The sequence below is a fragment of the Citrobacter sp. Cc139 genome (assembly GCF_030334645.1).
GTDB classification, from domain to species: domain Bacteria; phylum Pseudomonadota; class Gammaproteobacteria; order Enterobacterales; family Enterobacteriaceae; genus Citrobacter; species Citrobacter werkmanii.
In genome coordinates this window covers 238,092-255,134 of the sequence record NZ_JAOWDM010000093.1, presented here as the reverse complement: position 1 = coordinate 255,134, position 17,043 = coordinate 238,092, and the positions used below count along the sequence as shown (strand labels likewise).

The following is a 17,043-nucleotide window of genomic DNA, read 5'->3' as shown; positions in this document are numbered from 1 at the left end:
TATCTGCCTGTTAATGGTCTCTTGCACCAGCCAGAGTTTATCGCCAGACTACCGTCTCCAAACGGGAGGGATTCATGGCTTTGCATTCCACGCGCTGGCTGGCGCTCGGTTATTTCACCTATTTCTTTAGCTACGGTATTTTTCTGCCTTTCTGGAGCGTCTGGCTCGAAGGGTTGGGGCTGACGCCGGAAACCATTGGTTTACTGCTGGGCGCGGGGCTGATTGCCCGTTTTCTCGGTAGCTTGCTGATTGCGCCGCGCGTGAGCGATCCCTCTCGTCTGATTACCGCTTTACGTATTCTGGCTCTGTTGACGTTGGTGTTTGCGCTGGCCTTCTGGGCGGGGACCAACGTGGCGTGGCTGATGGTGGTGATGGTCGGATTTAACCTGTTTTTCTCACCGTTGGTGCCGCTGACTGACGCGCTGGCTAACACCTGGCAAAAACAGATAACCATGGATTACGGGCGGGTTCGACTGTGGGGATCCGTGGCCTTTGTGATTGGCTCTGCGCTGACCGGTAAGCTGGTGAGCCTGTTTGACTATCGGGTGATCCTTATTCTGCTGTCGCTTGGCGTCGCCTCAATGCTGCTGGGCATGATGATTCGTCCGAGCGTGCAGCCAGCAGGTGAAACCCGTCAGCAGGAGAGTGCGGGGTGGCCCGCCTGGCGCGCGTTAATAACGCAAAGCTGGCGTTTTCTGGCCTGCGTGAGTCTGCTGCAGGGCGCGCATGCCGCCTATTACGGTTTTAGCGCCATTTACTGGCAGTCTGCTGGTTATTCCGCTTCGGCGGTGGGCTATTTATGGTCATTGGGCGTGGTGGCGGAAGTCATTATCTTCGCGCTCAGCCACAAGCTGTTCCGCCGCTTTAGTGCCCGCGATCTGCTGTTGCTTTCCGCCGTTTGCGGCGTGGCGCGTTGGGGGCTGATGGGCTGGAGCACCGAACTACCGTGGCTGATTGTGGTGCAGATCCTGCACTGCGGTACCTTCACCGTCTGCCACCTGGCGGCAATGCGCTATATCGCGGCGCGACAGGGCAGCGAAGTGATTCGTTTACAGGCGGTCTATTCCGCGATAGCGATGGGCGGCAGTATCGCCATCATGACCGTTTTCGCTGGCTACCTGTACCAAAACCTGGGCAGCGGCGTATTCTGGGTGATGGCGCTGGTGGCGCTACCGGCTATCGTGCTGCGCCCGAAAGTGGTGGCGCAGCCTGCGACGTTATGATTCGAGGATTTTGCGGATCTGCTGCTGCTGGTGAGACGTCAGCGCCAGATCCGCATGAATCAAAGGCGGTGAAAACAGCGGCAGCGGCGTAGTGTACGGTGTGACGATCAGCGTTACGCCGCGCGGCGCACCCTCTTTTTGAAAGTCCTGCATTGGCATATGTTTTACGTTGAGCGGCAGGAGCGTCAGTTCGCGTAGCTGCTGTTCTATATGCGCTTCGAGTTGTTCATTACTGCCGGTCAGCAGGATAATCTGCTTTTCGTGCAAATCCTTCTCCTGCATCAGCCAGGCACCGAAAATCACCGCCACCAGACCGATCTCTTCTTCTGAAAATTGCACTTCGTATTCCGCTTCGAATCCGTGTATCGCCTCGCGGGTGGTGCGAACCAGCCGGGGATAAAGTCGGCTGAACTCCTCCGGCAGCGTGTTATCAATACCTATGGCAAACAAACTGCGGTTTAGGGCCTGGGCAAGGTGGATATACAACTGGTCGTTCAGCCCTTGTTCATCGCTGAAGCGAACGTTGCCATACTCGCGAAAACGCAGCACCAGCCGCGCGATAGCCAGACGCAAACGGCGATCCTGCTGGTGGTTATCGCGGATGGGATCGGGGATGCGAATCATTGAGAACAGCAATGCCATAAACAGCGATTCGCCCGGCGGCGCACTTTGCATGACGTGACGTTGCCAGTGACGGGCAATCTCCTCAGCCAGAGCGTACTCCGCGCAGGATTGCGCCCAGCGCTGCTGGAGCGGATTAAACTCCGGGGTGATCCCCGCGTGATGTTGCAGCAGGCAGTATTGTAAAAACAGCCGCAGGAACTGGATATCACGGCACTCAAAGGGTTTTTGCAAGCGTCGGGAGCAGAGGTTAATCAGCGCATGCAGATTGGTGTCATCATACAACGTGCGCGCTATGCCCTGCTGTTTAAGCGCCATTTTCAATGTGGGTGTGAAATGTTGCGTGATAAACGTCGGGCAGATCCGCAGGCCACGGCGCAGCCAATGCAACAGGCACAGCCGCTGGTTCAGCGGGGCGCCTTCGATCGTATAGCCGCCATTCTGGGCGGAAGTAATGGCGAGCCGATGATAGCGCTGGATTTCGAGCCCCGCGCCAATGATATCCTCCTGAACGGTGGCATCATCGACGCCATTGAGACTGCTGAAGGTCTGCGCGGTAGCAATCTGCCCCGGCAGAAAAAGCGTCAGCAGTACCTGGCAACGGCGTTGGGGAGCGGAAAGTACAGATGGCGGGGCGAGCGTTGACATCATCTGTAGAATCTCCCGTGAGTATGTTTGATAAGAATAGTTAAAGTTTGCGCATAGATTTGCGGAATGGAAAGCTTTACGCCAGGAATGCTGGGGAGCGTCACAGAATTTTTAACGTGCGGAACAGATAGCGGTAGTGAAACGCAGCGCGTTAATCCACTTTTTCACGGTTTTATCTTTTGTTGAGATATAAAAAAATCGGCATTTTGCGCAATGACGTTATGTTAACGCTTCAGCATCAACATAGGTTGGCGGAGTATAATGAATATGCTTTTTTAGAGAAAGGTTCCGTTCACCTCATGTTCATCGCTTCTCTGTACACTGAACGCCAGTGAACGTGTTAAGGGTGCTATCGCCGCACCCTTAACAATCCCGGCTCCCGGCGGGAAAATTGCCGCTCCGCGGTTCCCTCCGCTTATTCCTCCAGGCTACCGGGCCGGGCGCGATGTAACGTCCCTGTAAAGCGCGCCCTGAGCCAGCATCCATGCTGGCTCTCCCGGCCTTACGGAAACACGTCGGCAATTTTCAGCCGGACCAGCCACGCCTGACCATCTGTATTTTTATTTGAACATGTTTAACTGACTGCCATTACACCAGCGGATGGTTGGGGCAGGTTAAAGAACGCTGTCTGGCGTTACTGCCCACGGCTCAGCGTTAATCCCACATCGCCGCCGGGATGCACCGCCAGCAGCGTCTCCTTTGAGTAGCCGCTTTCACTCATCAGACAGGCGCAGGCGGCGTCAAAGATAGCCAGTACCAGCAGAATTGAGGTCGTCGCCAGCATGTTCAGCGGGTCGGCCTCACGTTGTACGCCGGTGGAAATCACCAGCCTCGAGGCTTTAGCGATGGCCGAATTGGCGTTTTCCGTCACGCTCAGGATCGGCACATTTCTCGCCGTCAGCCCAGGCAGCAGCCGGGTAAGTTCATCCGAATTGCCACCGCGCGACAGCATAATAACCAGGTCGTCGGCGCGTAAAAAACCCAGATCGCCGTGCGCCGCATCGGTGGCATTGAGATAAATCGCCGGGCGCTCCACGCAGGCGAGCATATGCGCGACTTTACGCGCCGCAATGCCGGAGGTGCCGACGCCGGTAACGACGATTTTCCCCTGGCATCCGCGCAGTTCCGCCATCAGCGACTGCCAGACCGACTCAGTCAGATGCTGTCCCAGTCCCGCAAGGGCATCGCTGTAGATCTGGAATACGCCGGTGGCTTGAGACCATGAGTTACTCATGCCTCCTCCTGCATCAACTGGCGATATTTCATATGATCCTGATACATCTCGTGGAATACCCGATATTTGCGATCGTAGTACTGCTTAATACGGTTGGTTTGCGGGGTGACCGTTTTACCAATCCGGCTCATCGCCGACATCGCTTCCGGGAAGGAGTCAAAAACGCCTGCGGCGATGGTTCCCATCATGGCGCCGCCCAGCAGCATGGCTTCACTCTCTTCCGGCAATAGCATCGCGCAGCCAGTGGCGTTGGCATGCTCCTGAACGAAGATCGGGTTTTTCGTGCCGCCGCCGCTGGCCATAATCGTATCGATGGTGTAGCCGCTTTGATTCATCGTTTCAATAATATGCCGGGTACCGAGGGCAATGGCCTGGATGGTCGCCAGATACTGTCGCGCCATATCTTCCGGCGTGCGCGACAGCTTAAGTCCGGTGATTGCACCCGTAAGCGTTGGGTTGGCGCGCGGCGAGCGGTTGCCGTGGAAATAGGGCAGGATATGCATATCGCGGGTCAGGAAGGCGATATCTTCCGGCTCACCGGCCATTTTACGCAGCAACGCATTCAGCACTTCATAAATGGTCTGCCCTTGGGACTTAGCCTGCGCCAGTAGGGTGTCGTAGCACGGATGCGACTGAATTACGTGGTCGATTAACGCCCCCGTAGCCGACTGCCCGCCTTCGTTGAGCCAGTATTCCGGCAGTACGGCAGAGTAGTAAGGCCCCCAGACGCCGCCGATAAAACGCGGCTCTTTAGAAATCGCCATGTGTCCGGTGGAGGTGCCGCCAATCAGGGCGATACGACGGTCGAAATCCGGCACCTCGCCAGAAACGCCGCTGGCGCCTAGCGTGCCGAGCGTACCGGCGTGGGCATCAATAATTGATACGCTGACCGCGGTGCCGGGGATGAGTCCCATTTCGCTGGCGGCGCGCGCTGACAGCCCATGACCGAGCGGTTCGCCCATGGTTTTCACGTAGCGGCCAATTTTGGCGGCATCGTGCTCCAGCAAATCTTCCAACCCAATCTGGCGGAAATAGCTGGCATCCCATTTATCTTCATGACCCATATAGGTCCATTTACACACCGTCGAGCACAATGAGCGCGTGTCATCGCCCGTTGCCCGCCAGGTGAGGAAATCAGGCAGGTCAAAGTAGTAACCGGCGTTAGCCCAGGTATTGGGCATATGCTGCTTCAGCCACAGCAGTTTTGGCGTTTGCATTTCCGGGGAGATAATACCGCCCACATAGTCCAGCACCCGATGATGCAGGGCGTTAATGCGATCGGCCTGGGTAATGGCGCGATGGTCCATCCACACAATAATGTTCTGTTCACTACGCCCGGAAGGGCTGATGGTGAGTGGATTACCTTCTTTATCCAGCACCACCAATGAACAAGTGGCGTCGAAGCCCAGACCTTTTACCTGGATAGGATTGATATCCGACTGGTTAATCGCATCGCGTACCGCGTTACACACAGCCTGCCAGATGTTATCGGAAGACTGCTCAACAAAATCGGCCTGCGGACGGTAAATCTCGATGGCCCGGCTGGCCTGACCGACCATTCTGCCATTGAGATCAAACACGCCAGCGCGGGCGCTTCCGGTTCCGACATCCACACCAATAAAGTAACTTGCCATAATTTTTTCTCCTGAAATCAGGCTTTACGATTCTGTAATGCGATAAAGAGGATCAGCACCGCGCCCCACAGCGCCATCGTCAGATAGCTGCTGACCCCCAGCAAGTTAAGGCCGCTTTCCAGCATTTGCAGCACAATCAGCGCCAGTACCAGGCCGATAATGCGTCCGAAGCCGCCGTCCGGATTGATACCGCCGAGCACGGAGGCAAGGATGGTGACCAGCAGGTAGGATTCACCGTATCCGGCTTTGGCCGAGTTGAATTTCGCCATCATCAGAATGGCGGCGACCCAGCCGAGCAGGGCAGAAATAACGTACACCGAAATTTGTACCCGTACGGTATTCACACCGCTGTAGCGGGTAGCCTGCTCATTGGAACCGACGAGATACAGGCTGCGCCCAAGCGTGGTGTGCTCCAGCAGCACCCACAGCAGGATTGCCACGAGGAAAAAGAGCAGCAGCGCCACCGGAATACCGGCAATCGTCGCGTTACCAAGGTATTGAATGGCGGTCGGGAAGCCGGAAATCACCGTCCCGTTGGAGAGCAAAATATTCAGCCCCGAGATCAGCGTCATCGTGCCGAGGGTGGCGAGAATAGGCGAGACGCCGACCCAGGCAATTAAAGCGCCGTTGAGCGTGCCGATAGCCACCGCCACCGCTGCGCCTGCAATCAACGCCAGCGCCAGAAACAGCGGGTTATCCGGGTGGGTGACGATAATCGCCGCCATCACCAGCGAGCAGGCGTTCGCACCGGCAATAATCGACAGGTTAATGCCGCCGGTCAGCATGGTCATGCCCATCCCGAGGGCCAGCATGCCGAGGATTGGCAACTGCGAGCCGATCGACTGGAAGTTAGCGACGCTGAAAAAACGGCTGCCGAGCAGGGCCGAGAAGACCAGGGCGACGACCACAATAATGACGCATTGCAGACGAATGATGGCATCACCGGGTAAAAATCTGGCGATTGTTTTCATCTCAAAGCTCCCTTGCCAGTTTACGTTTTTCGTTCCAGGCCGTGGCGCTAATGCTGACCAGGATAATGGCGCCGCTGAACACGGTGTGCCAGTAAGAGGAGACGCTCAGCAGCGTCAGACCATTTTGCAAGAACGCCAGCAGCACAACACCCAGTAGCGTTCCGGTTAACGTACCGCGCCCGCCGCTCATGCTGGTGCCGCCGAGCACGACCGCCGCCAGCACCGTTAACTCAAAGCCGAGCAGGGAATTGGGGGCAACAGACTGGGTGATTTGCGCCTGAACCACGGCGGCAACGCCTGCCAGAATGCCCATATAGCCATAGACGTAGAAATGCAGCTTCAGCAAATTCAGCCCCAGGCGCGAGGCCGCGTCGCGGTTGCCGCCCATGGCGTAAACCTGACGGCCAAGACGGGTATAGTTCATCAGCACGGCGGTAAAGATGATCACCGCCGCCAGGCACAGCAGGGGCAGGGTTAAACCGTAGTCGTAGCCGTCTGTCGCGGTGAACGACAACCAGTTGATACCGTTCATAAACCAGTCCGGGAAGCCGTACAGCCAGGTACCCTTGGTGGCATAAACCAGCAGGCCGTAGTAGACGTTTAGCGTGGCGATGGTAATGATGATCGCCGGAACGCGCAGCCAGTACACCAGGAAGCCATTAATCAGCCCAAGCAGCAGACCTACCGCCATTGCGATGGTTAAAGCCAGTATGAAGTTGCCGCCGTGAGCGATCACCCAACTGGCCATCGCATACTGGGCAATCGCGGTCATCGCCGGAAATGAGATGTCGATCCCGCCGGAAATCAGCACCACAAACAGCCCGCAGGCGAGAATGCCGAGAATCGCGTAACTGGTGGCGACATCTGTGAGATTGCCCAGCGACAGGAACTCATCGGTACTGACGCTCAGCCCGACGGCGAGCGCCACGACCAGCAGGCCCAGCCAGAATTCATGTTGCCCGATTAAACGGGAGAGACGCAGACTATTCATTGATAACCTCGACCACTTCAGCAATCTCCTCTTCACGGCAGTGATGAGGATTAAATTCCGCCACCAGTTTGCCGCGGCGCATCACCAGCACACGATGGCTGTTGTAATACGCTTCCGGGATTTCATCGCAAATCATTAGTACCGCCATTCCCTGTTCCGCCAGATCGCGGGCTATCTGGTAAATCCCCTCTTTGTTGGCGATATCCACGCCGACGGTAGGGGAGTCGAGGATCAGGATGCGCGGATGGGTTGCCACCCATTTGGCAATGGCAATGCGTTGGGCATTACCGCCGGAGAGCGTTTTGACCGGCAGATGCGGATCGGAGACTTTAATGTTCAACTCACGGATCAAATCGGCGACCAGCTTTTGCGCTTTACGATGATCGAGCAGACCGCTGCCGGTATGCAGTTGGTCAAACACCGTGACGATGGTGTTGTCATAGATCGACTGCTCCATGATCAGCCCCTGCGTCAGGCGATCTTCTGAGACATAGCCGATCCCGTGTTTGATGGCGTCATGGTTATTGCGCAGAGTAACCGGCTGACCGTTAATGCGCATTTCGCCGCTTTCCGGATGGGTCATGCCGAACAAACTGAGGCAAAGCTCGGTGCGACCGGCACCCAGCAGACCGACAATGGAGACAATCTCACCGCTATGTAGCGATAAATTGATGTTCTGGTATTTGCCCCGGCGGCTGAGGTTGCGTAGCTCGAGCAGCGGCTCTTGCTCAATAGCGGGTCTTTCCGGCAGCGGGCTGTAGTGGAAGCGTTGTCCGGTCATCAGGAAGGCCAGTTCGTGACTGTCGAGTTCGCTGGCTGGGTATGTTCCCACCAGTTTGCCGTCGCGCATCACGCTGATACGGTCCGCCACTTCCATCACTTCATCCAGACGGTGGCTGACAAACACCACGCAAATCCCGGCCGCTTTCAGTTCGTTGACGACCCGCAGCAGACCATTGACCTCCTGGCGGGTTAACGAAGCGGTGGGTTCATCCATAATCACCAGACGCGCATCGGCGGCAATAGCGCGGCAAATGGCGACCAGTTGCCGATCGGCAATCGACAGTTTTTCGACTTTTTTATCGGGATCGATGTTCACGCCGATGCGTTTCATGGCGGCCAGCGCCTGCTGTTTCATCGCGCCACGGCGTACCCAGATATCGCCACCGGGAAGATAGCGGTTGACCGCGATATTTTCAGCGACGCTAAAGTTAGGGAATAACGACAGATCCTGATAAATAACCTGAATACCATAATGGGAAGAAAGCTGCGGCGTCAGGTGATGGAATAATTTACCATCGAGTAAAATCTGCGCGCCTTTTTCCGGATGATACACCCCAGAGATCACTTTAATAATGGTGCTTTTACCACAGCCGTTTTGACCCGCCAGACAGTGAACTTCGCCTTTTCTCAGCGTCAGATTCACGTTATCCAGCGCCAGCACGCCCGGGAATTGTTTGCTGATATTCTCAAGAGTGATAAATGCGGTGGTGTCTGTCATGGACAATACCCCTGCGCACGTCCGCATGGACGCTAAGTGTTAGTTTGGTTGATAACGCCGACCAGACGGTCGGCGTTAAGGTTCCCTGGTGTCGGCTAAAGCCTTAGAAACCGAGTGATTGTGCGTTGTCTTTGGTGACTTCGAGGATCTTGTTAAAGCGGATCACTTTCTTCTCCGTGTCGATATCGGCTTTCCCTAAACCATCAATACTCAAATCGGCGTTCACTTCTTTACCCTGCAACAGTTGATCGGCCACCGTTACCAGCGCGTATCCCGCGTCTTTTGGATCCCACAGCAGCGCTTTTTTGATATCGCCGCGCATCAGGTACGGCGCAGCCTGTGCTGGCATGGCGATCCCGACGACGGCGATTTTATCTTTGGCGCGTTTTTTCTGCACCGCCTGACCCGCACCGATTGGACCCAGCGAGCCGAAGCCGATAATGCCCTTCATCTGCGGATAGGTTTTCATCAGGTCCAGCGTGGTGGCGTAGGATTTATCGATGCTTTCCGCGACCGGCAGACGTGAAGTGACCTCGAACATTTCGGGATATTTTTCTTTTTGGTACTTAATCGCAAAATCGGCCCACGCGTTATGCAACGGTACCGTCAGCGAACCGACATAGATGGCATAACCCCCTTTACCGCCCATGCTTTTCGCTAATTCATCGACGTTAGCCTGCGCATATTTTTCACTGTCGATGGTTTCAATATCCCATTGACCAATCTGCTCGTCCGGGGATTCGTGCGTCAGCACCACGATGCCTTTATCGCGCGCTTTTTTCAGCACCGGCTCAAGGACCTTGGCATCATTCGGCACCACGATGATCGCGTTAACGTTTTTGGCGATCAGATCCTCAATGACTTTCACCTGTTGAGCCGGATCCGGCGTGGAAGGCCCGGTCTGGTAAGCATTCACATCCAGTTTTTTTGCTGCTTCATTAACGCCGGTTTCCATCCGGTTAAACCACGGAATCCCGGTGACTTTGGCAACCACAGCAATTTCATATTTTTCCGCCGCAAAGGACGTGCCGGACAACATGCATGCAGAAACCAGGGTTGCACTGAGTAATGCGAGTTTGAATTTCATAGTTGTACCTTTCGTAGGGGGCAGGACATGTCACGGGGTGAAGTTAACTACGAATGGAAGAGGGAATGAATCATAAGTTCCGTGAATGTGATCCATGTCCGTTATTGTAAATTAAAAGAAAACTAATGGTTAAATATTGGTTAAATTCCTAGGTTTTATATCCATAACAGCAAAATTATTGTTAATAAATAATTAAAATAAAACTTTTAATTAACAATTTGTTATCATTTTGCATAAATTGTGGCGGCAAAAAGGGATTCAGACGGGTGTTGCTGGAGAAAGAATTGTCGAAATTGAGAACTGAATCGATACCGGAAAAGGGGGCTCAACATTTTTTCGTTCAATGATATCCTCAGCACTCTTTCGCCAAACACACCATTGTTTCTGGCGGCCTGGATTTTTATCGTGGAGAAGTCATGCAGCGTGTTAAGCACATCATTGTAACGTTGTTTCTTGCTGTCCTGTCCTTTGGCGCAGGCGCGCATCCCCACAGCTTTATCCATTTGAAAACCGAGATAGTGAGCGAAAATAATCAGTTCGTGGCGCTGAAAATGCGCTGGACGATGGATGAAATCACCTCGGCAGATCTGCTTTACGATGCGGGGAATGCCAAACCTGGCTCGGAGATCTGGAAAAAACTGGCGGCGGAAGTGATGGCGAATGTGCTTGGGCAGCATTATTTCACCGAAGTGTGGCATGAAGGGCAAAAGGTAAAGTTTAAAAACAGGCCGACGGAATACGGCATGGAGCGTGAGGAACATCAGGCGGTGCTGACGTTCGTTCTACCCTTAGCTGAACCACAGCCGCTGAGTGGTCAAAAATATACCATTTCAACCTTCGATCCGACCTACTACGTGGACATGAGCTATGACCAGGATAGCGATGCCCGGCTGTCGCAGGCGATCAGCCAGCAATGCCGTATTTCAGTACACACCCCGACGCCGAATGAACAAACGCTGATCTTTGCGCAGTCGCTGGATAAAGAAGACGCCCCCCCGGAGGATATGGAGTTGGGTAAACAGTTCGCACAAACGGTAACGCTGCAATGTCAGTAGTTTATCAACCACGACCCACTGGACGTCGCTGGCTCACGCTGTGGCCGCTGGCGCTATTTTTGCTGCTGGCGGCAGGCGGCATACTGTGGCTATGGCTGGCCTGGCCGCAGGTGATGATGAAAAGCATCGTCTGGCAGCGCGAAGTAAACCAACAGATGAGCGGATTGTTGAAAGCGGTTGCTGCCAGTCCGACCCAGACAGGGGGATCGCTGCTGCTGTTTAGTTTTCTCTACGGCGTTCTGCATGCGCTGGGGCCGGGACATGGAAAAGTGGTGATTACCACCTGGCTTGCGACGCACCCGTCAAAACTGAAATCCAGTATCGGCCTGACGCTGGCGTCGTCTTTATTACAAGGACTGGTCGCGATTGGTCTGGTCGTTATCGTGCTCACCGTCTTGCAGTTGCCTGCGCGGCAGTTGCATATGAGTAGCTTCTGGCTGGAGAGAGGGAGCTATGTGCTGGTGGGCGTGTTAGGCCTGCTGCTGTGCTGGCGGGCGCTGAAAAAACTGCGCTTATTGCTAAAGCGGCCAACGTTTACCGCCTTCATGCCGCGCCATGTGCATCACGACGGTTGTGGCTGCGGGCATCAGCATCTGCCGAACCCTGAACAGGTGCAAAGCGGTGATGACTGGCGCGCCCGGCTGATGATTATTCTGTCTATGGGGATGCGTCCATGCTCCGGGGCCATCATGGTGCTGCTGTTCAGCAAAGTGATTGGCGTCTTTTACTGGGGTATGGCGTCGGCGCTGGCGATGGCGGCGGGCACCTCTTTGACGATTACGTCACTGGCTTTATTGGTACACAGTTTCCGCACGCTGGCGGTGAGACTTAGCGGGCATAAAGCGCCGGTGCTGTGGCGACAGATTGGCTGGACGACGCTGGCGTTAGCCGGGGGCACGGTATTAATTGCGGCAGCGGTGGTGATGTGGATGAGCGCGGTGCCGGTGGGGCGAGGGATAAGACCGTTTTAGCACTGTTGTAGGATGAATGCCTGATGGCGCTTCGCTTATCAGGCCTACGGGGAATTCCCTGGTAGGCCGGATCAGGCGCTAGCCGCCATCCGGCATCAAACGATTAGCGCTTCAGCGCGTCGCTCAGTTCGTCACGCATGTTAGCCAGCATGGCTTTCACTACGCGCGGGTTACCTGCAACGATGTTGCCGGTCGCCATGTAGTTATGGCCGCCGGTGAAGTCGCACACCAGGGCGCCAGCTTCACGCGCAATCAGCTCGCCTGCGGCGAAATCCCACGGGCGCAGACCAATTTCGAAATAACCGTCAACGCGGGCTGCGGCAACGTAGGCCAGATCCAGCGCGGCAGAACCGGTACGGCGGAAGTCAGCGCATTCGGTAAACATGTTGCCAAGGATTTTCATGTAAGAAGCGGCGTGTTGTTTCGCTTTGAACGGGAAGCCGGTGGCAATGATGGTGCCGTCCAGATCGCGAGCCGTGCTGCCACGCAGACGGTAACCGTTAAGCTGCGCGCCCTGACCGCGGGTTGCGGTGAACAGTTCATTACGCATTGGATCGTAAACAACGGCAACCTCAGTACGGCCTTTAATGCGTACTGCGATAGATACCGCGAAGTGCGGCAGGCGTTTTACGAAGTTGGTGGTGCCATCCAGTGGATCGATAACCCATTGAACATCCAAATCTTCACCAACATGTTCACCGCTTTCTTCGGTGATGATGGTGTGCTGTGGGTAAGATTTGCGAATCGTTTCGATAATAATCGCTTCGGCGGCTTTATCGACGTTAGTCACGAAATCATTGCTGCCTTTCTGGCTGGTTTCTACAGAGTCTGGCGTTTCGTAGTGTTTGGCAATTACATTACCCGCCTTGCGCGCTGCGCGCACGGCGATGGTCAGCATCGGATGCATCGGTCTCTCTCACTGGATGTTAAAGAACGGGAAAACGGCGCAGAGTATAGCAGCGAGTTCGGAATATGTCTTCGTTTTATGATAATATGCCCGAATAATCTTTAGCCGAAGAAATACAATGCTGCAAAATATTCGAATTGTGCTGGTGGAAACCTCTCACACTGGCAACATGGGCTCTGTGGCCCGTGCAATGAAAACCATGGGTTTAACCAATCTGTGGCTGGTTAATCCACTGGTCAAACCGGACTCGCAGGCCATCGCCCTGGCGGCAGGCGCCAGCGATGTGATCGGCAGCGCGCAGATCGTCGATACCCTCGATGAAGCGCTGGCGGGTTGTAGTCTGGTAGTAGGCACCAGCGCGCGTTCCCGTACGTTGCCGTGGCCGATGCTGGACCCGCGCGAATGCGGCTTGAAAAGCGTCTCTGAAGCGGCGAATACGCCGGTGGCGCTGGTATTTGGTCGTGAACGCGTTGGCCTGACCAACGAAGAACTGCAAAAATGCCATTATCACGTCGCCATTGCTGCGAACCCGGAATACAGTTCGCTCAACCTGGCGATGGCGGTGCAGGTTATCTCTTATGAAGTCCGCATGGCCTGGCTGGCGACGCAGGAAGGTGATAAGAGCGTCGAATACGAAGAAGCTGAGTATCCGCTGGTGGATGATTTAGAGCGTTTTTACGGTCATCTGGAACAAACGCTGCTGTCGACCGGGTTTATTCGCGAAGGCCATCCGGGACAAGTGATGAACAAGCTGCGTCGTCTGTTTACGCGCGCGCGTCCTGAGAGTCAGGAGCTGAATATCCTGCGCGGGATTCTGGCATCTATCGAACAGCAGAATAAAGGCAAGTAAGCGAAACGCCTCCTGCAAGTGAAAACGGCACTGAAGGTTAAATACCTGACTAAATTAGTCAAGTAAATAGTTGACTGATTTAGTCGGGAATGTCAGACTTGCCCCTGCTATGCAATACCCCCATTTTACAATAAAAAACCCCGGGCAGGGGCGAGTTTGAGGCTAAATAAGACATGAGACTGACATCAAAAGGGCGTTATGCCGTGACCGCAATGTTGGACGTTGCGCTCAACTCAGAAACGGGCCCGGTACCGTTGGCTGATATTTCTGAACGTCAGGGAATTTCCCTGTCATATCTGGAGCAGCTGTTTTCCCGTTTGCGTAAAAACGGTCTGGTTTCAAGCGTACGTGGACCAGGCGGCGGGTATCTGCTGGGTAAAGATGCCGGCAGCATCGCAGTCGGTGAAGTCATTAGCGCTGTCGACGAGTCTGTAGATGCGACCCGTTGCCAGGGCAAAGGCGGTTGTCAGGGCGGCGATAAATGCCTGACCCATGCGCTGTGGCGCGATCTGAGCGATCGTCTGACTGGGTTCCTCAACAACATTACGTTGGGCGAACTGGTGAATAATCAGGAAGTCCTGGATGTGTCTGGTCGCCAGCACACGCATGACGCTCCACGCACTAATCGTGCTCAAGACGCGATCGACGTTAAGTTACGCGCATAATAAAAGTATTTTAGAATCAGGCCGGGGTGTTAAACGCCCCGTTAACTCGGTCGTACATCCAGCCGGTTGCCTGGTTCCTTGCATTGAAGCGATGTACGGAGTTTATAGAGCAATGAAATTACCGATCTATCTCGATTACTCCGCAACCACGCCGGTGGACCCGCGTGTTGCCGAGAAAATGATGCAGTGTCTGACCCTGGACGGAAACTTTGGTAACCCAGCTTCCCGTTCACACCGTTTTGGCTGGCATGCTGAAGAGGCGGTAGATATCGCCCGTAATCAGATCGCTGAGCTGGTCGGTGCCGATCCGCGTGAAATCGTCTTTACCTCCGGTGCGACGGAATCCGATAACCTGGCGATTAAAGGTGCAGCCAACTTTTATCAGAAAAAAGGCAAGCACATCATCACCAGCAAAACCGAACACAAAGCCGTGCTGGATACCTGCCGTCAGTTGGAGCGCGAAGGGTTTGAAGTCACTTACCTCGCCCCACAGCGTAATGGTATTATCGACCTGAAAGAACTTGAAGCGGCAATGCGTGACGACACTATCCTCGTGTCCATCATGCACGTGAACAACGAAATCGGCGTGGTGCAGGATATCGCGACTATCGGTGAAATGTGCCGTGCGCGCGGCATCATCTATCACGTTGACGCCACTCAGAGCGTGGGCAAACTGCCTATCGACCTGAGCCAACTGAAAGTTGACCTGATGTCCTTCTCCGGCCACAAAATCTATGGTCCGAAAGGTATCGGCGCGCTGTACGTGCGTCGTAAACCGCGTATTCGTATCGAAGCGCAGATGCACGGCGGCGGTCACGAGCGCGGCATGCGTTCCGGTACTTTGCCTGTCCACCAGATCGTTGGCATGGGTGAAGCGTACCGTATCGCGAAAGAAGAGATGGAAACCGAGATGGCGCGTCTGCGCAGTCTGCGTAACCGTCTGTGGAACGGCGTGAAGGACATGGAAGAAGTGTACCTGAACGGCGATCTCGAACAGGGCGCACCGAACATTCTCAACGTCAGCTTCAACTTTGTTGAAGGCGAGTCGCTGATTATGGCGCTGAAAGACCTGGCGGTATCCTCCGGTTCTGCATGTACTTCAGCAAGCCTGGAGCCATCCTATGTGCTGCGCGCGCTGGGTATGACCGACGAGCTGGCACACAGCTCAATTCGTTTCTCTTTAGGTCGTTTCACTACCGAAGAAGAGATTGACTATGCCATCAATCTGGTTCGCAACTCCATTGGCCGTCTGCGCGACCTTTCTCCACTGTGGGAAATGTTCAAACAGGGCGTGGATTTGAACAGTATTGAATGGTCACATCACTAATTCGGCACCAATAAGGAGAATTCAACATGGCTTACAGCGAAAAAGTTATCGATCACTACGAGAATCCACGTAACGTGGGCTCTTTTGACAACAGCGACGAGAACGTGGGTAGCGGCATGGTCGGCGCACCGGCCTGTGGCGACGTGATGAAGTTGCAGATCAAAGTCAACAATGAGGGTATCATTGAAGACGCGCGTTTCAAGACTTACGGCTGCGGTTCCGCTATTGCCTCCAGTTCTCTGGTTACCGAATGGGTAAAAGGGAAATCGCTGGACGAAGCACAGGCGATTAAAAACACCGATATCGCCGACGAGCTTGAACTGCCACCGGTGAAAATTCACTGCTCTATCCTGGCTGAAGACGCGATTAAAGCCGCGATTGCGGATTACAAAAGCAAACGTGAAGCAAAATAATTAAGAGTTGAGGTTTTATTATGTCGATTACCTTAAGCGACAGTGCAGCAGCGCGTGTAAATACCTTCCTGGCTAACCGCGGTAAGGGGTTTGGCCTGCGTCTGGGCGTGAGAACCTCCGGCTGCTCAGGTATGGCCTATGTACTGGAATTTGTTGACGAGCCGGCGGCTGAAGATACCGTGTTTGAAGACAAAGGCGTTAAAGTTGTGGTCGACGGTAAGAGCCTGCAATTTCTCGACGGTACGCAGTTAGACTTCGTCAAAGAAGGTCTGAACGAAGGGTTTAAGTTCACTAACCCGAACGTGAAAGACGAATGTGGATGCGGCGAAAGTTTCCACGTATAACGCGCTCACCGATAACCCCACACGCATGATTTTACGTGTGGGGTTTGTTCTAACAGGCTACCCCTGAGATAGTTATGGATTACTTCACTCTCTTCGGATTACCCGCTCAATATCCTATTGATCTCCAGGCCCTGACGATCCGTTTTCAGGATCTACAACGTCAGTATCATCCTGATAAATTCGCCAGCGGTTCTCAGGCGGAACAACTTGCTGCGGTTTCGCAGTCCGCCACCATTAACCAGGCCTGGCAAACGCTGCGTCATCCCTTGATGCGCGCCGAATACTTATTGTCTTTACACGGTTTTGATATTCGCAATGAGCAGCACACGGTGCGTGATACCGCGTTCCTGATGGAGCAACTGGAACTGCGGGAAGAGCTTGACGAGATCGAGCAGACGAAAGACGAATCGCGACTGGAAAGCTTTATCCAGCGCGTGAAAAAAATGTTTGAAAGTCGCCATCAACTGATGGTTGAACAGCTGGATAACGAGATGTGGGACGCGGCGGCGGATACCGTGCGTAAGCTGCGTTTTCTCGATAAACTGCGAAGCAGTGCAGAACAACTCGAAGAAAAACTGCTCGATTTTTAATTTCCGGAAGC

17 protein-coding genes are annotated in these 17,043 nt (G+C 54.4%); 9 read left to right on the top strand and 8 right to left on the bottom strand.

Annotation, left to right across the window (positions count from 1 at the left end; translation table 11 throughout):
- Positions 1–74: 74 nt before the first annotated feature.
- Positions 75–1,223: a 3-phenylpropionate MFS transporter gene (locus OGV69_RS22545; RefSeq protein ID WP_069324448.1), complete on the top strand. Its 1,149-nt coding sequence runs from the start codon at positions 75–77 to the stop codon at positions 1,221–1,223.
- Here the strand turns inward: OGV69_RS22545 and csiE are convergent.
- The 7 genes from csiE to OGV69_RS22510 all read right to left on the bottom strand — a co-directional run bounded on the left by csiE (position 1,218) and on the right by OGV69_RS22510 (position 9,910).
- Complete coding sequence (gene csiE, locus OGV69_RS22540) at positions 1,218–2,495, bottom strand: stationary phase inducible protein CsiE (protein WP_038642650.1); 1,278 nt, start codon at positions 2,493–2,495, stop codon at positions 1,218–1,220. The two genes, OGV69_RS22545 and csiE, sit on opposite strands and share 6 nt — an antisense overlap.
- Positions 2,496–3,126: 631 nt before the next feature.
- The gene (locus OGV69_RS22535; protein WP_038642648.1) at positions 3,127–3,726 is read right to left on the bottom strand and encodes a KpsF/GutQ family sugar-phosphate isomerase; all 600 of its coding nucleotides are present in this window, start codon (positions 3,724–3,726) and stop codon (positions 3,127–3,129) included.
- The gene (locus tag OGV69_RS22530) at positions 3,723–5,360 is read right to left on the bottom strand and encodes an FGGY-family carbohydrate kinase (RefSeq protein WP_038642646.1); all 1,638 of its coding nucleotides are present in this window, start codon (positions 5,358–5,360) and stop codon (positions 3,723–3,725) included. Before OGV69_RS22530 ends, OGV69_RS22535 begins: the two co-directional genes overlap by 4 nt.
- 17 nt (positions 5,361–5,377) lie before the next feature.
- Positions 5,378–6,331 carry an ABC transporter permease gene (locus OGV69_RS22525; RefSeq protein WP_038642644.1) on the bottom strand — a complete coding sequence of 318 codons (954 nt, stop codon included), beginning with the start codon at positions 6,329–6,331 and terminating at the stop codon, positions 5,378–5,380.
- Position 6,332: 1 nt separating this feature from the next.
- The gene (locus OGV69_RS22520; protein WP_038642642.1) at positions 6,333–7,322 is read right to left on the bottom strand and encodes an ABC transporter permease; all 990 of its coding nucleotides are present in this window, start codon (positions 7,320–7,322) and stop codon (positions 6,333–6,335) included.
- On the bottom strand, positions 7,315–8,823 hold the full coding sequence (locus OGV69_RS22515) for a sugar ABC transporter ATP-binding protein (protein WP_069324450.1): 1,509 nt from the start codon (positions 8,821–8,823) through the stop codon (positions 7,315–7,317). Before OGV69_RS22515 ends, OGV69_RS22520 begins: the two co-directional genes overlap by 8 nt.
- A gap of 103 nt (positions 8,824–8,926) precedes the next feature.
- A complete protein-coding gene (locus OGV69_RS22510; RefSeq protein ID WP_038642638.1) occupies positions 8,927–9,910 on the bottom strand; it encodes an autoinducer 2 ABC transporter substrate-binding protein in 984 nt (327 codons plus the stop codon).
- A gap of 416 nt (positions 9,911–10,326) precedes the next feature.
- Here OGV69_RS22510 and OGV69_RS22505 point away from each other — a divergent pair, with 416 nt between their 5' ends.
- Entirely contained in the window at positions 10,327–10,965 is a 639-nt protein-coding gene (locus tag OGV69_RS22505) for a DUF1007 family protein (RefSeq protein ID WP_069324451.1), read from the top strand.
- Complete coding sequence (locus tag OGV69_RS22500) at positions 10,956–11,936, top strand: nickel/cobalt transporter (protein ID WP_227409075.1); 981 nt, start codon at positions 10,956–10,958, stop codon at positions 11,934–11,936. The genes OGV69_RS22505 and OGV69_RS22500 overlap by 10 nt, the downstream gene beginning before the upstream one ends.
- Before the next feature lie 103 nt (positions 11,937–12,039).
- Here the strand turns inward: OGV69_RS22500 and suhB are convergent, their stop codons facing one another.
- The gene (suhB, locus tag OGV69_RS22495; RefSeq protein ID WP_003835237.1) at positions 12,040–12,843 is read right to left on the bottom strand and encodes an inositol-1-monophosphatase; all 804 of its coding nucleotides are present in this window, start codon (positions 12,841–12,843) and stop codon (positions 12,040–12,042) included.
- Positions 12,844–12,961: 118 nt separating this feature from the next.
- Here suhB and trmJ point away from each other — a divergent pair, with 118 nt between their 5' ends.
- From trmJ to hscB, 6 genes are all read left to right on the top strand, one after another.
- The gene (gene trmJ / locus OGV69_RS22490) at positions 12,962–13,693 is read left to right on the top strand and encodes a tRNA (cytosine(32)/uridine(32)-2'-O)-methyltransferase TrmJ (RefSeq protein WP_069324453.1); all 732 of its coding nucleotides are present in this window, start codon (positions 12,962–12,964) and stop codon (positions 13,691–13,693) included.
- 173 nt (positions 13,694–13,866) lie between these two features.
- Entirely contained in the window at positions 13,867–14,358 is a 492-nt protein-coding gene (gene iscR, locus OGV69_RS22485; protein ID WP_003037674.1) for a Fe-S cluster assembly transcriptional regulator IscR, read from the top strand.
- 112 nt (positions 14,359–14,470) lie between these two features.
- Entirely contained in the window at positions 14,471–15,685 is a 1,215-nt protein-coding gene (gene iscS, locus OGV69_RS22480) for a cysteine desulfurase (RefSeq protein ID WP_032939471.1), read from the top strand.
- Positions 15,686–15,711: 26 nt separating this feature from the next.
- Positions 15,712–16,098: a Fe-S cluster assembly scaffold IscU gene (gene iscU, locus OGV69_RS22475; protein WP_002913991.1), complete on the top strand. Its 387-nt coding sequence runs from the start codon at positions 15,712–15,714 to the stop codon at positions 16,096–16,098.
- 20 nt (positions 16,099–16,118) lie between these two features.
- On the top strand, positions 16,119–16,442 hold the full coding sequence (gene iscA / locus OGV69_RS22470) for an iron-sulfur cluster assembly protein IscA (RefSeq protein ID WP_003037681.1): 324 nt from the start codon (positions 16,119–16,121) through the stop codon (positions 16,440–16,442).
- A gap of 74 nt (positions 16,443–16,516) precedes the next feature.
- The gene (gene hscB, locus OGV69_RS22465) at positions 16,517–17,032 is read left to right on the top strand and encodes a co-chaperone HscB (RefSeq protein ID WP_038642626.1); all 516 of its coding nucleotides are present in this window, start codon (positions 16,517–16,519) and stop codon (positions 17,030–17,032) included.
- Positions 17,033–17,043: the final 11 nt, after the last annotated feature.